The sequence below is a fragment of the Sphingomonas pollutisoli genome (assembly GCF_029167165.1).
Classification (GTDB): Bacteria; Pseudomonadota; Alphaproteobacteria; order Sphingomonadales; family Sphingomonadaceae; genus Sphingomonas; species Sphingomonas pollutisoli.
Genome location: NZ_JARFNJ010000009.1, coordinates 204,989 through 219,037 on the forward strand (window position 1 = coordinate 204,989; position 14,049 = coordinate 219,037).

The following is a 14,049-nucleotide window of genomic DNA, read 5'->3' on the forward strand; positions in this document are numbered from 1 at the left end:
CCAAAAGCCGCCATGGCGACCCCCAATGGGTTGCAGGGCAGATTGCTTGCGCCGGGAACTTCAGCGCTCTGCCCCATCGGCCACCACCGCGAGACGCGATGACGTGACCCATCGCGCGCTCGAAGGGGGAAGCCCTACTATTCCCAATGGGAGGACACACTGGCGAGCCAAAAGGCGCCCCACTTTTTGTCTGAGTTGGGTGCCAGGCCGCTCCACAAGGACCGCCGATCAGCCGATCGGGGATCGGGCCCCGTCAGACCGGCCGCATCGGGCGACGCAGAATCTTCCGCAGATGGGTTTCCGCGCGAACGAGTTCCTTTTGAACCGAGCGCTTGTGCAAACCGAACTCTGCGGCGATCTCTGCCTGCGATTTCTCGTCGCGCCACTTGGCCAAAAAAATCGCCTGGCGCCTGATCGGGAGAGCATGAAGCGCCTGCAGAGCCCGACCCATCTCATCCATGGCGAGGACAGCAGATTCCTGGTCCGGGGCGCTATCCGGAAATTCGGATAGCTCGGCATTGTCCATGTTCACCGAGCGCCAGTCGTTCCGACGCCGGTTCATTGCGAGATTGACAGCCATCCGGTAAAGGTAGGAGCGTGGGTTGTGGACGTCGCCGATGGACGGCTCGGCCCTCAGCTTCACATAGACATCGTGGAGCGCTTCGGCTGCGGCCTCTTGGGAGCGAAGATGCGCCGAGAGGCGCGTCAGCAGCGCCTCATATTCAATCTCCAGCAGATCAAGAAGCTGTTGGACCGCGCTTTGGCTGGTCGCTTGGATGGAAGCGTCGAATTCGCTTGCCTGTGCTGACCGGATTGGTTCTGAGTCGTCAGTCATTGCCTTCCGGGCTCTAAGCGCCACGGCGATCGCATCGAACTACTGGCCGTCAGAGAAGGACGTAATCGTCCTGATATCTATAACGGCGTACGCACCGCACCTGGAATAACCCGCCCATGACTGTGATTTTGCCAAAGAAGAAATCCAGCCTAGGCTAACAGCCCCATGGGCGCTTCCACGAAGGATTTGAACGCCTGCATGAGCCGGGCGCCATCTGCCCCATCAACTGCACGGTGATCGAAGCTGCCGGTTGCGCTCATCACCGTGGCGACGCCCAGTGCGTCTCCGACAATATAGGGTCTCTTCTCGCCGGCGCCGATCGCCATGATCATCGCCTGTGGTGGGTTGATCACCGCCGCGAACTGCTTGATGCCGAACATTCCCATGTTGGAGAGGCTCGCGGTGCCGCCCTGATACTCCTCGGGCTTCAACTTGCCGTCCTTGGCGCGCGCGGCCAAGTCCTTCATCTCGGTCGCGATGGCGCCGACGCCCTTGATGTTGGCGTTGATGACAATCGGGGTGATCAGGCCGCCGGGGATCGATACCGCGACAGAGATATCTGCGCGGCTGAATTTCAGCAGAGTGTCGCCGGCAAACTGCACGTTGCATTCCGGCACCTGCATCAACGAAGCGGCCAGCGCCTTGATAAGGAGGTCATTGACCGACAGCTTGACGCCCTGCGCCGAGAGAGCCGCGTTCAGCTCTCCGCGCAGCTTCAAGAGATTGTCGAGCTGCATGTCGACGGTCAGGTAGATGTGCGGCACCGTCTGCTTCGCCTCGGTCAGGCGGCGGGCGATGGTCTTGCGCATGTTGGAGAGCTTCACCGCTTCGTGCGGGCTTCCGAAATCCTGTGGGGCAGCGGGCGCGAGAGCGAGTACAGCGGCAGCCGGGGCGACAGCAGGCGCGGCTTCCGGGGCCTTGGCGGCCGTCTCGGCGGCGCCCAGCTTGGCGCCGTCGATATCGGCCTTGACGATGCGGCCGTTCGGGCCGGAGCCCGTCATCGAGGCGAGATCCACACCCTTCTGCTCGGCGAGGCGACGGGCGAGCGGGCTGGCCTTCATCCGGCCGCCTTGGGACTTGCTGACCGGGATCGGATCGGCCTGGGGTGCAGCAGCCCTGGCTTTCGGTGCTGCTTCCATCCTCACCTCGGGTTTCGGTGCCGAGGCGAGTGACGAATCCTCGCCCTCTTCCGCTATCACCGCGATGACGGTCCCGACCTTCACGCCGTCCGTACCTTCGGGCACCATGATCTTCGCGATCGTGCCTTCATCGATCGCCTCGAACTCCATCGTTGCCTTGTCCGTCTCGATTTCGGCGAGGAGGTCGCCGGACCTCACCAAATCCCCCTCCTTCACCAGCCATTTCGATAGTGTCCCCTCCTCCATAGTCGGAGAAAGTGCGGGCATCTGGATGTCGATCGCCATGCGTCAGCGCCTGTTACAAACCAGTTTAACGGTCACGACAATGCGACTGGCGTCGATCAGAGCCGCCTTCTCGAGATTCGCGGCATAAGGCAGCGGCACGTCCTCGTTGGTGACGCGCAGCACCGGAGCGTCGAGATCGTCGAAGCCCTGCTCCATGACCACGGCGGCGATTTCCGACGCGATCGAGCAAGTCGGCCAGCCTTCTTCCACCACAACCAGGCGGTTGGTCTTCTTCAGGCTCTCCAGCACCGTAACCGTGTCGAGCGGGCGCAGGGTGCGCAAGTCGATGACCTCCGCGTCGATCCCCTCGCCGGCCAGCGTCTCGGCGGCTTCGAGCGCGACGCCCACGCCGATCGAATAGCTGACCAGGGTCACATCCTTGCCCGAGCGAACGATGCGTGCCTTGCCGATCGGCAGGACATAATCGTCAATCTTGGGCACGTCGAAGCTGCGGCCGTAGACCAGCTCATTCTCCAGGAACACGACCGGGTCCTGGCTGCGGATCGCGGCCTTCAGCAGACCCTTGCAGTCGGCCGCATCATATGGCGCGATCACGATCAGGCCGGGCACGGCCGCATACCAAGGGCCGTAATTTTGCGAATGCTGCGCGCCGACCCGGCTAGCCGCGCCATTTGGGCCGCGGAACACGATCGGGCACCGCATCTGGCCGCCGGACATATAATTGGTCTTGGCCGCCGAGTTCACGATGTGGTCGATTGCCTGCATGGCGAAGTTGAATGTCATGAACTCGACGATCGGACGCAGGCCACCCATCGCCGCGCCGGTGCCGACCCCGGCAAAGCCATATTCGGTGATCGGCGTGTCGATCACACGCTGCGGGCCGAACTCCTCGAGCAGACCCTGCGTCACCTTGTAGGCGCCCTGATATTCGGCGACTTCCTCACCCATCACGAAAACGCGGTCGTCCCTGCGCATCTCTTCGGCCATAGCGTCGCGCAGCGCCTCTCGCACCGTGGTCTTCACAAATTCGGTGCCTTCAGGAATGGCGGGATCGGCCACCTGCGCGCGGGCCTCGCTCGCAAGCTTGAAGGTGCCGGATTCCGCCTTTACGAGCGCCTCCGGAGCGGCCTCAGGCTCGGCGGGTGGCGCGCTTTCTTGCGTCTTGGGCACGGCCGGCAGAGCGGCTTGCGCTTCTTCTCCCTCGCCCGCCATGGTGGCGATCACGGTGCCGACCTTGACGCTTTCGGTACCTTCCGGGATCAGTATCCTGCCGACGACGCCTTCGTCGACCGCCTCGAACTCCATCGTCGCCTTGTCGGTCTCGATCTCGGCAAGGATGTCGCCGGACTTCACTTCATCGCCTTCGCTCACGAGCCATTTGGTCAGCGTGCCTTCCTCCATCGTCGGAGAGAGGGCCGGCATCTTGATTTCGACACCCATCAATATTGCTCCACCAGCACATCGGTATACAGTTCGCCAGCTTCCGGCTCGGGCGAGGATCCCGCGAAATCGCTCGCCTCTCCGACGATGCGGCGGATATCCTGATCCAGCTTCTTGATCTCGTTCTCGCTGACGCCGACGGCTTCCAGATACTTCTTCGCGCTTTCGATGGGGTCGGACTTGTCGCGCATCTCCTGTACTTCCTCGCGAGAGCGGTACTTCGCCGGGTCAGACATGGAGTGCCCGCGATAGCGGTAGGTCTTCATCTCCAGCAGGATCGGCCCCTTGCCGGACTTTACCCAGACCAGCGCTTCCTCGATCGCGCCCCGCACGGCGAGTACATCCATGCCGTTCACCTGGAAACCGGGAATGCGAAGGCTCTCGCCTCGGCGATAGAGTTGGTCCTCCGCCGAGGAACGGCTGACCGATGTACCCATCGCATACTGATTGTTCTCGATGACGAAGATCATGGGGAGCTTCCACAGCTCGGCCATGTTGAAGCTTTCGTAGACCTGGCCCTGGTTGGCCGCGCCGTCCCCGAAATAGGCGACGCACACGCCACCGTCGCCCCGATACTTATGTGCGAAGCCCAGGCCGGTGCCGAGCGAGACCTGCGCACCGACGATGCCGTGGCCGCCGTAGAATTTGTGCTCGACGCTGAACATGTGCATCGACCCGCCCTTGCCCTTCGAGATTCCGGCGGCACGGCCGGTCAGTTCGGCCATGATGAGCTTGGGATCGATGCCGTAAGCGAGCATGTGGCCATGGTCGCGATAGCCGGTGATGACGCTGTCCTTGCCCGGCTCGAGCGCCGACTGGATGCCGACCGCGACCGCTTCCTGGCCGATATAGAGATGGCAGAAGCCACCGATGAGACCCAGGCCGTAGAGCTGCCCCGCCTTTTCCTCGAACCGGCGGATCAGGACCATCTGCCGGTAGAATTCCAGCAGCTCTTCCTTGGTCGCCTTATAGGCCTCGGGGAGGTCAGGCCGCTCACGGTTGTGGTCCCGGGGCAAAGGTCGATCAGCCGTGGCGCTCGGGTTCGAAGCGTGCGCAGTCGGAGCTTTTGCCACAGATATCCCCTCTATCGAGCCCGGTCGGGAAAAATTTGATTGCGGAGGCGGAGTCGAAACTCGCTCCCATTTACCTCTCAGGTATTTGCACATAGAGACACTGGTTGTCGATAGTGCAATTACAAAGGGATGCATGTTTGCAGGTGGCAAAGGTGAGCCACCTCACCGCGACGCGACGCACCACGCCGGACAGACTATCGCGACCGGCGCCTTGCCAATGCGGCCTTCGGAGCGCGGACTTAGCCTGTCAGGTCTTGGCCTGCGCGAAGAGCCAAGCGCGCACGCCGTCGATCGTATAGGCGATCGGCCATGTGTTCATATGTCCGGCCGCGCCACCGGTGTCGACGCCCTGCGGGATCACCGTGCCCTTCTTCAGCATGACGTAGTTGACGTGTGCCCCTTCCGCGATCATCGCGCTGCAAGCCTGATCGAATTCCGCCGCCGACCAGCGCCCGTTCCAGACCGCTCTGTTCACGCGCGCGCCAAGCCGTTCCAGCTCCGCAGTGATCGCGTTTTGCCCTGGATAGGCCTTGGCATCCTCTTCCGCGACGATAATGAAGAGCCTGTCGTCCGCCATCGGGCCGACCAGCGCGGCATCCCACTGGCAAGCGACCAGCAGCGATGCGGCGAAGAAATCCGGATATTTGATGTTCATCGCGATCGACAGCATCCCGCCCCCGGACTGGCCGGTGGTGTAAAGTCTGCCGGTGTCGATTGGATAGTCGGCCGCGAGCGTCTCAATGAGGCGCTTGACGGTGTCGACATGCGCGGTCGCCTGAGACTGGTCGTTGACAACCGCGACGTCAAACTGCGGCGCCAGCACGAAGCAGGGCCGCTTCGTCTGCTCCTCCGCCCTTGCCCAGATCACCGCGCCCAGTCCCTGGATGAGCGTCGTATCGACGATGCCCGATGTGGCCGATGCATCGTGCATGAAGTTGACCAGCGGATAGCGCTTCGAGGGGTCATAGTCGCGCGGGACGAAGAGATTATATTTCAGCACGATGCCGTTTTGCGGGTCGGTGAAGGCGAGCGGCCGGAAATCATCGACCACGAGGTTGTTGACCGTGCTCGTGTCGATCTGCCGCCCACTGATGTTGACCCTCGCGGCACGCTCGGCGCGGACGACCTCGCGTCCGTGCGTGGCATAGAGGCGCGCACCTTCGTCCTCCGGATCGAGCAGGATGATCACGAACCTGCCCGATGGCGCGGCATCCGCGGGATTGGTGGTCGTGGAACTCAGCACATTGGTTACTGTCCGCCCCTCGACCGACACATCATCGCGGGAAAGTGCAAGGCCGCCGATCGGCTGAGCATATTCCAGCGCCACGCCGATCAGGCGCAAGCCGTGCCCGAACACATCAGTGATCGCCGTGGCCGACAACGGAACAACAGCTTCGGCAGCGAGCGCAATGCGCGGCAGGCCGGACGCCAGCACCGCGCTGGTCGACAAGGCGATGAACTGACGACGATGATACACAGGCGTCCCCTTGCCGTGGGCCCTCAGATTTCCGGCCTGTAAACCGAAGCGCAATGGGCCTCGGTCCACAGGCCATTGTTTGCGACTTATGCGATGCCGGCGCCAAGGGCCGGGAACACATCGCTGAACAGGAGGGTGATGAGCTGCTGCCCGGCGGGCGTGGACCAGTCCTGCGCGATTTCCGCCATCAGCGTATTGGTTGCGGTCAGCACCACGCCCGCGTCGTGCATGCGCTGACGCGAGAATTCCTCGGACAGATCGCTGGGCGATCCCGACGCATCCAGCACGGCCTGCACGCCAAAGCCTTCGAGCGCGGCGTCGATCGCCGGGAAGATCAGGCAGACGTCCGTGGTCACGCCCGCCATGATGAGGTTCTTGCGGCCCGTGGCCAGCACCGCATCGCGGAAGTCGGGATAGGCCCAGGCATTGACGACGCCCGGGCGCTTGACCCGCGCCGCGTGGGCTTCGGGCAGAATCTCGGCGATTTCCGGCATGATCGGACCTTGGGCACGGTCTTCCTGGCTGGAGGTGATCACGACCGGCATGTCGAGGATCTTGGCCATCTTGGCGAGGGCGATCGCCTGTTTGCCGGCAAATTCGCTGTCGATGTTCTTGATCAGCTGCATCGTGCCGACCTGATGATCAATCAGGAGAAGCGCCGAATCCTCGGCGGTGAAGTAGTTGGCGGTTTTGGGGGTAGTCATTGCAAAGTTCCTTTACGTTCGGAAATTGTCGGGCGGCAACGCCGGTCGATGGTGCTTGGGTGGTGGGAACAGTGGGATCAGCAGGTTACAGGCTGAGGGCGGCGACATGCCGACGCGCTTCATCGAGCGCTGACGGACTGGCGAGCATGAGCGGGCCAAAAGCAAAGACCGGCTGCCTGAGCTGCGCGCCGGAGATCACAGCGATACGGGCCGGAGCCGGGCCGGCTGTAATCGGGAAGCGATCATCGAGGTCCGCGCTGAAACCGATCGCCTGGGTGGAGGCGAGTGTCTCTTCGCCAATCACCACCGAGCCTTCCAGCACGATGAGGACGCCGCCCCAGCCTTCGGGCACGTCCATGTCGTGCGTCGCTGATGGGGCCAACGCGATTTCCTCGATCCGAACCGGAGACGGGAGAGCCTGAACGGCCTCACCCAGCGTCGTTCCATCGACCGCGACGCGGCTTTCCCAGCCAGGGCCGGAACGGCTTTCGACCAGACCGGCCGGGACCGGAAAGGCGGCGGCTGGATCGGCCTGGCGGGCGGCGGGCAGGTTGATGAAGATCTGCAATCCCTGCACCGGTCCCGCGCCGGGAACCGGGGTTTCCTCATGCATCATCCCGCGCGAGGCCCGGCTCCAGTGCAGCCCGCCGGGATGAATATCCTGCACATCACCCATGCTGTCGCGGTTGATGAAGCCGTTGGGGGAATCCGCGAACAGATAAGTGACAGCGGAAAAGCCCGCATGCGGGTGCGGCGGAAAGGTCGGGCCGCTCATCTCGAACCAGTCGATGTTGAGCACAGGATCGATAAGGTTCTCAAAAGCCTGGCGAGGATATTGGCGAGCCGAGAACACGGCACCACGGCGGGCCAGTGTCGGCGTATAGACGGGTGAAAACTGGATCACGGGATATCTCCCTCATTGCGTTGACACCGATATACGCCCGTCCGACTGTCCCGATAAGATTTGCAGACGGGACGATAATGTTCCATTTTCAGAACAATGAAGCCCTCGCTCGATGATCTCGCCCTGCTCGTGACCATTGCCGATGAAGGCAGTTTCACAGCTGCCGCCAGGACAATGGGCTTGCCCAAGTCGACGGTCAGCCGCAGGCTGGCGGATCTGGAACTGTTGCTGCGCACCTCGCTGATTCGTCGCTCGACCCGAGCACTCTCGCTGACCGACGAAGGGAGGCGTATCTATGATATGGCGAAGCCTTCGATCACAGCCGCGGACAATGCCGCGCAGGCTATTGCGGAACGAGAACGGCTCGTGGCAGGGCGTGTCTCGCTGACGACCACAGCAGCACTGGGACAGTATCTTGTCGCTCCGCACCTCGCCAAGCTAACCGGTGCTTATCCCGATGTGCAGATCGAGTTGAGATTGACGGAGCGGCGCGTCAACATCGTCAGTGACGGCATTGACCTTGCAGTCCGCATGGGTGCGCTCGATGACAGCGATCTGGTGGCGCGCCGGTTATGCCTGGTCAGGCGCGTGCTCGTGGCGTCGCATACCTATCTCGAAAGGGCCGGCACGCCAGTGGCACCGTCAGATCTTGCCGCGCACAACGCCATTGTAACCAGCGCAGCGCTCAATACGTGGCGCTTCGATGGAGGGTGGGAATGCGCGATGCGATGGACGATCGCGGCGGGCAATATGCTGGTGGCCCATCAACTGGCGCGCCTCGGCCATGGCATTGCACTGCTGCCTGATTTCATGCTGGAAGCCGATCTGGAGCGGGGCGTCCTGATCCGTCTGTTGCCGGACTATCCGATGGAGCAGGCGGATGCCTGGATCGTCAGCAGCCCCCAGCGTTACCGGTCGCTCGCTGTGCAGACCGTCCTCAACTATCTGGTGGGGGCCATCGAACCTGTCGAATAGGGATTGGAACACCGCCGGAATGGCGTCTCCGCGATCCTGGAGCCGGTCTGCCGTATGGATAGCGGCGTGGCCATCGGCATCGAACGCGGGGATCTCAATTGCCCTAGCGCGCCCCTCAACCCGTTTCCGGCACCGAGAAGATTGTGAGCGCTGTTGCGGGTCCACACACCTTGCATGATCAGGATTGCGGCAAACGCTGGGCGGTATGGAAATACGGACTGCGCTGGTCGTGCTACCCTGCTTTTTCCGCTAGAATACTTCGCTAATCCCTGTGGCCGTGACGATGGATGAGCGACGGCTCAGCGCACCGCGAAGCCGATGGCCAAGAGGGCACCGCACAAGGCGATGTTGTTCATGAAGGCACCGAGCGCACGCTCCTTCTCCATTCCCTGGAGGTTCCAGAAATCGAGCATCATCAGCGACGAAGCGATGGTGAAGGCGACCAGGCCAATGGCTGCCCAGCGGCGCTCTACATCGAAGCCGAACATAGCGCCGGCCACGATCTGGAAGACAGACCCGGCGCTCAGAACCGCCGCGGCGAATGGAATACCGCGCTGCGCCATCGCATCGCGCAGCGGCCCGAATTGGGGAAAATGCGCAAATCCCGCAAGGACGAAGATGCCGGCTACGGTCCAGCGTCCGGCATTCACCATGAAATCGGCCATAGACTCACCAATAAAAACCAACGGTATCGTTGTGGGGTATAGGATATGCACTTGAGCGGCAAGAGGCGCGCCACGGTAGGTGCCGATAGGCCCTCTGGTTGGATTCCGTCTTTTTGGGGGTCAGGTTCGGTCGGCCATTCGAAAAAACGGACATCCCAAAGGGACATCGAAACTGAACCGCCCATCCATCACTTGCAAACGATACCGTTAGTATCTATATCCTTTCGGAAGCCGGAGGCGCTGACCGCCATACGGCCACAAGGATCTCGGATATGGCCGGTAGAAGTCGAACCTCGATCGGAGCCGTGCGGAGCCAGGAAGCGACCGACGCGATCCTCAAGGCTGCCGCCGAACTCCTCGAAGAAGAAGGTTATTCCGGGTTCACGCTCGATGCCGTGGCACGCCGCGCCGCATCGAGCAAGCCAACCATCTATCGGTGGTGGAGCAGCAAAGGTGCGCTGATCCGCGATGTCTACGAGCATTCGGGAGAAGCATCTCTTCGCTTGCCGGACACCGGAAACCTGGGGGACGATCTCACGCTCCATATCAAGGATCTGTGGCGCTGGTGGCGTGAATCACGCGCTGGCGAGGTGTTTCGCAGTCTGTTGACCGAACTCCACCTTCATCCGGATCTCATTGTCGAATTTCGTGGCAATTTCATGGAGCGGCGCAGCCGCATCCTGCGTACCATCCTGCAGCGCGCGGCCGATCGCGGGGAGATCACCGACACGAAACGAATGGACGCTGCGATCGAACTTCTGACCGGGATTTCCTGGCTTCATCTCCTTACGGCGAGCCTGGATGCAGAAGAACGGGTCGCTGCCGCTGCCTCAATCGTAGCGGCGGGCCTGACCTCGGCCTGATCCAGTCAAGAGAAGAAACTGAGAACGATGTCTTATCATGCTCATATAGACACCCTTGGTGTTGATTGGCGAGAGCTGGTTCGAGGATGCGGCCGCCTCCATGGCCGCCTCCCTGCAATCATGACGCTTGCGTCCACGATGGCCCTGAGCGCCTGTTCCACCGGCGGCCTTCGCCCGCAATCGACGGCGCTGCAGCCGGCCAGGCTCCGCGCCGAACAGACACTGGGGAATGTCGCGCTGTCGCCGGCCGCCTGGCCGCGGTCGGACTGGTGGTCCTCCTTCGGCGACCCGCAACTGGACCGGATCGTGGCGGAAGCGCTGGCGGACAGCCCGACCTTGCGCACCGCCGAGGCGCGGGTCCGGACCGCCCAGGCGATGGAGGCCGCAGCGGGTGCGTCACTGCTCCCCAATGTTTCCGGTTCAATGTCGACGGTCGAACATCATTACAGCGCGAACGGGACCACTCCCAGTCCCGTCCGTGGAACCTGGCAAACGGTTTATGAAGGCAATCTCGCCGTCGGCTACGAGCTCGATTTCTGGAGCAAGAACCGCGCCGCGCTCGACGCGGCGATCGGACGAACCAAAGCGGCCGAGATAGACGGTCAGGCGACACGGCTGATGCTCGCAAGCGCGATCGTGCAAGCCTACGCGTCTTTGCAGACCAATTTCGAACAACGCGCGATCGAAGAGGATTATCTTCGCCAGCAGGAAAGCATAGCCGACCTCACCCGGCGCCGGGCAAGGGCGGAACTGGGCGACCAGGTCGATATCGAGCAGGCGCAGGCCGCTATCCCCGCTGCGCGTGCCCAAATCTCGGCCTTGTCCGAGCAGATCGAACTCGACCGCAACCGCCTGGCCGCGTTACTGGGAAAAGGCCCCGATCGTGGGCGCGATATCAGTCCGCCCGCGATGAACCGCGCTGCGGGATTTGCGCTGCCGTCCCGATTGCCGGCGGAACTTCTCGGACGTCGTCCCGACATTGTCGCGCAGCGTTGGCGCGTCGAGGCTGCAAGCCGGGAGATCGACGTCGCAAAAGCGCGTTTCTATCCGAACATCAATCTGGGCGCGATGGTCGGCCTTCAGAGCCTCGGTCTCAGCAATTTCTTTGACTTGAGCAGCGGCACGGCCGGCATTGGACCGGCCATCAGCCTACCGATTTTTCAGGGCGGCGGCCTTCGCGCCGGCTTGGCGGCAAGTGACGCCGCCTACGACCTGGCTGTCGAGAGCTACAACACGACCCTCATCGATGCGCTGCGCGACATCGCCGATCAGCTGACCGGGCTCAACTGGCTCGATCGGCGGCTCGCCGAGCAGCAGGACGCCGTTGCTACAGCAACAAGGACCGCAAATCTGGTCCGACACCGCTATGCAGCGGGTCTCGCGACCTATCTGCAGGTGCTCGCGACACAAAGCGCGGTGCTGCAGCAGCGGCGCCAGTTGGTGGCACTCCAGATGCGGGGCCTTTCCCTTCAGGCGAACCTTTCCCGCGCCCTTGGAGGCGGGTTCATTCCCGACCCCGACGTCCCGAACCTCACCGGCGATCGCCACACGTCCAACGAAGAGAACCAGCAATGACAACCGAAACACGGGAAGAAGCACGTGCTTCCTTCTTCGCGCGCCATCGCAACCCCATCCTGATCGCGGGGCTGCTCGCAATCGTTGCAGCGATTGCGATCTGGCTGCTGCTCACGCGTTTCGAGGAACGGACGGCTGACGCTTATGTCGAGGGGAATCTCGTCCCGGTCACGTCCCAGGTTACAGGTACGGTGACGCAGATCGGCGCGGACGATACGGACAGCGTTGCGGCCGGCGCTGCGTTGGTCAAACTCAACGCGTCCGATGCTGAACTTGCTCTTGATACCGCGAAATCCGTGCTTGCCAAGGCGGTCCGCGGTACCCGGGTTCAATATCACCAGGTTAGCCAGACAGACGCAGATGTTGCCTCACGGGAAAATGACGTTCGCAAGGCTCAAAGCGATCTCGGGCGGCGGCTTCAACTGGTGTCGGTGGGTGCGATCACCGGTGAAGAGGTTGCCCACAGCCGCGACATATTGGCGAATTCACGTCAGGCGCTGGATGCTGCGCGCTCGGCCCGCGCTCAACGCCGGGCAATGGTCGACAATGTCTCGCTGCGCCAGCATCCCGACGTCCTTGCGGCGGTGACATCGCTGAAAACCGCATATGTCGCGCTAAAGCGCACGACCATCGCGGCACCTGTTGGCGGAACGGTCAGCCGGCGATCGGTGCAAGTCGGCCAACGCATCACGCCAGGGTTGTCGCTGATGTCGATTGTCCCGCTGACCGACATCTGGGTCACGGCGAACTTCAAGGAATCGCAGATCCGGAACCTGCGCATCGGCCAGACTGTCACGCTGACAGCGGACGTCTATGGTGACGATGTCGTGTATCACGGGACGATCGAGGGCCTTTCTGCCGGTACCGGCAGTGCGTTTGCCCTGTTGCCCGCGCAGAATGCGACGGGTAACTGGATCAAGGTGACGCAGCGTGTTCCCGTGCGCGTCCGCCTTCGCGCCGACGAGATCGCGGCCCATCCTCTGCGGATCGGCCTTTCTATGCGGGCAACCGCCGATACGACCGACCGTTCCGGCCCTTATCTGAGCGCGATCGGCAAGCCCGCAAGGCAATACGGTACCAAGGTCTTCGACCGCGAACTCGCCGATGCCGATGCGCTGGTGGAAAAGATCATCCGCGCCAATGTCGGCGGCGCGCGCGAACGCTAAGCCATGCAGCGCCCTTCCCTTCCACTATTGGCTACGGTTGCCATATTCTGCTGCCTGGAGTTTCTCCAGACCGGCATGATGGCCTTCGCCGCCGCACCGATCATGGGCGAAATCGACGCCAGCCCCGAGGAATATAGTCTCATTGGCGTGTTTTACGCCTGCGTGGCGGTCATCGTGATCGCGAAGATGCAATGGGCGGTCGAGCGCATCGGCTGGCGCTCCTATGTGCTCGCCGCGGTCGCGCTCTACATTATCGGGGCGGCGGTGTGCGGCATCAGCAGTGATGCCACAACCTTTGGCATCGGCCGCATCATCATGGCGTGCGGAGGCGGCGGATTTATGGCGATGTCTCGCGTATTGATCAGCCATATCGCGCCAGGCCCTGGCCGGTTCACGGGTATCCGGGTCTTCGCCGTGGCGCTGGCGACCGGCTCAGCGAGTGCGCCCCTGCTCGCATCGGTTTCGGTAACGAGCGACCACTGGCAAATGATGTTCTGGATCCTGGGGGGACTGGCGCTCGTCGGCGCCGTCTTGGCCGCCTCCTTCCTGCCCAATCACGTCGAGCCGAGCGACGTGCGCAGCCAGAGCAATGCAGGGCAGATCCTGCTACTGGCGCTGGGATCGTTCGTTTTCCTCTATGCGCTCCAGCGCTCCTACTATGACTTCTATAACGACGATCTGATCATCATTGCCTTCCTGATTCTGGCGCTGGCTGCGCTCCTGATCTTCGTCCGATACGAACAGCGCGAGGACCGCAGTCTGTTTCGCATGCGCGAACTGGGGACCACCCGATATGTCACCGGCGTTATCCTTTTTGCGTTCAGCTATGTGCTGCTAGGCGCCAACAATTACGTTCTGCCCTTCTTCCTGCAACGTGGGCTTGGCTATTCCTGGCCGACGCTGGGCCTGTTGCGGATTCCGACGATCGCGCGCAGGCATTCCAATCTGATGCCGCGCAGCGTTCCGATTTGATCGCGCGCACTTGAA

13 protein-coding genes are annotated in these 14,049 nt (G+C 62.3%); 5 read left to right on the forward strand and 8 right to left on the reverse strand.

What is annotated here, in order from left to right; genetic code table 11:
* Nucleotides 1-253 precede the first annotated feature (253 nt).
* The 7 genes from PX554_RS19630 to PX554_RS19660 form a co-directional block, all read right to left on the reverse strand.
* Nucleotides 254-835 (reverse strand): RNA polymerase sigma factor, encoded by a 582-nt coding sequence (locus tag PX554_RS19630; RefSeq protein WP_275504168.1) that lies wholly within the window; start codon nt 833-835, stop codon nt 254-256.
* 149 nt (nt 836-984) lie between these two features.
* Nucleotides 985-2,259 carry a pyruvate dehydrogenase complex dihydrolipoamide acetyltransferase gene (locus PX554_RS19635; protein ID WP_275504169.1) on the reverse strand — a complete coding sequence of 425 codons (1,275 nt, stop codon included), beginning with the start codon at nt 2,257-2,259 and terminating at the stop codon, nt 985-987.
* 3 nt (nt 2,260-2,262) lie between these two features.
* On the reverse strand, nt 2,263-3,660 hold the full coding sequence (locus tag PX554_RS19640; protein ID WP_275504170.1) for a pyruvate dehydrogenase complex E1 component subunit beta: 1,398 nt from the start codon (nt 3,658-3,660) through the stop codon (nt 2,263-2,265).
* Nucleotides 3,660-4,676: a pyruvate dehydrogenase (acetyl-transferring) E1 component subunit alpha gene (gene pdhA, locus PX554_RS19645; RefSeq protein ID WP_275504171.1), complete on the reverse strand. Its 1,017-nt coding sequence runs from the start codon at nt 4,674-4,676 to the stop codon at nt 3,660-3,662. The genes PX554_RS19640 and pdhA overlap by 1 nt, the downstream gene beginning before the upstream one ends.
* 304 nt (nt 4,677-4,980) lie before the next feature.
* The gene (locus tag PX554_RS19650) at nt 4,981-6,210 is read right to left on the reverse strand and encodes a PHB depolymerase family esterase (RefSeq protein ID WP_275504172.1); all 1,230 of its coding nucleotides are present in this window, start codon (nt 6,208-6,210) and stop codon (nt 4,981-4,983) included.
* 86 nt (nt 6,211-6,296) lie between these two features.
* Nucleotides 6,297-6,914, reverse strand: a complete 618-nt coding sequence (locus tag PX554_RS19655) for an isochorismatase family protein (protein ID WP_275504173.1) — start codon at nt 6,912-6,914, stop codon at nt 6,297-6,299.
* Nucleotides 6,915-6,999: 85 nt separating this feature from the next.
* Complete coding sequence (locus PX554_RS19660) at nt 7,000-7,818, reverse strand: pirin family protein (RefSeq protein WP_275504174.1); 819 nt, start codon at nt 7,816-7,818, stop codon at nt 7,000-7,002.
* A gap of 96 nt (nt 7,819-7,914) precedes the next feature.
* Here PX554_RS19660 and PX554_RS19665 point away from each other — a divergent pair, with 96 nt between their 5' ends.
* Nucleotides 7,915-8,793 (forward strand): LysR family transcriptional regulator, encoded by an 879-nt coding sequence (locus tag PX554_RS19665; protein ID WP_275504175.1) that lies wholly within the window; start codon nt 7,915-7,917, stop codon nt 8,791-8,793.
* A 299-nt stretch (nt 8,794-9,092) separates the two neighbouring features.
* Here the strand turns inward: PX554_RS19665 and PX554_RS19670 are convergent, their stop codons facing one another.
* On the reverse strand, nt 9,093-9,458 hold the full coding sequence (locus tag PX554_RS19670) for a DoxX family protein (RefSeq protein WP_275504176.1): 366 nt from the start codon (nt 9,456-9,458) through the stop codon (nt 9,093-9,095).
* A 272-nt stretch (nt 9,459-9,730) separates the two neighbouring features.
* Between PX554_RS19670 and PX554_RS19675 the strand changes: the two genes are divergently transcribed.
* The 4 genes from PX554_RS19675 (at nt 9,731) to PX554_RS19690 (ending at nt 14,034) form a co-directional block, all read left to right on the forward strand.
* A complete protein-coding gene (locus PX554_RS19675; RefSeq protein WP_275504177.1) occupies nt 9,731-10,321 on the forward strand; it encodes a TetR/AcrR family transcriptional regulator in 591 nt (196 codons plus the stop codon).
* Between the two features lie 138 nt (nt 10,322-10,459).
* Nucleotides 10,460-11,896, forward strand: a complete 1,437-nt coding sequence (locus PX554_RS19680) for an efflux transporter outer membrane subunit (RefSeq protein ID WP_275504178.1) — start codon at nt 10,460-10,462, stop codon at nt 11,894-11,896.
* Nucleotides 11,893-13,062 carry an HlyD/EmrA/EmrK family protein gene (locus PX554_RS19685; RefSeq protein WP_275504179.1) on the forward strand — a complete coding sequence of 390 codons (1,170 nt, stop codon included), beginning with the start codon at nt 11,893-11,895 and terminating at the stop codon, nt 13,060-13,062. The genes PX554_RS19680 and PX554_RS19685 overlap by 4 nt, the downstream gene beginning before the upstream one ends.
* Before the next feature lie 3 nt (nt 13,063-13,065).
* On the forward strand, nt 13,066-14,034 hold the full coding sequence (locus tag PX554_RS19690; RefSeq protein ID WP_275504180.1) for an MFS transporter: 969 nt from the start codon (nt 13,066-13,068) through the stop codon (nt 14,032-14,034).
* The last annotated feature ends 15 nt before the right edge of the window (nt 14,035-14,049 follow it).

Coding starts and splice junctions, on each gene's coding strand:
- PX554_RS19670 (WP_275504176.1), bottom strand. CDS start 9,458: ATGGCCGATTTCATGGTGAATGCCGGACGCTGGACCGTAGCCGGCATC.
- PX554_RS19675 (WP_275504177.1), top strand. CDS start 9,731: ATGGCCGGTAGAAGTCGAACCTCGATCGGAGCCGTGCGGAGCCAGGAA.
- PX554_RS19685 (WP_275504179.1), top strand. CDS start 11,893: ATGACAACCGAAACACGGGAAGAAGCACGTGCTTCCTTCTTCGCGCGC.
- PX554_RS19690 (WP_275504180.1), top strand. CDS start 13,066: ATGCAGCGCCCTTCCCTTCCACTATTGGCTACGGTTGCCATATTCTGC.
- PX554_RS19630 (WP_275504168.1), bottom strand. CDS start 835: ATGACTGACGACTCAGAACCAATCCGGTCAGCACAGGCAAGCGAATTC.
- PX554_RS19640 (WP_275504170.1), bottom strand. CDS start 3,660: ATGGGTGTCGAAATCAAGATGCCGGCCCTCTCTCCGACGATGGAGGAA.
- PX554_RS19655 (WP_275504173.1), bottom strand. CDS start 6,914: ATGACTACCCCCAAAACCGCCAACTACTTCACCGCCGAGGATTCGGCG.
- PX554_RS19665 (WP_275504175.1), top strand. CDS start 7,915: ATGAAGCCCTCGCTCGATGATCTCGCCCTGCTCGTGACCATTGCCGAT.
- PX554_RS19635 (WP_275504169.1), bottom strand. CDS start 2,259: ATGGCGATCGACATCCAGATGCCCGCACTTTCTCCGACTATGGAGGAG.
- PX554_RS19680 (WP_275504178.1), top strand. CDS start 10,460: ATGGCCCTGAGCGCCTGTTCCACCGGCGGCCTTCGCCCGCAATCGACG.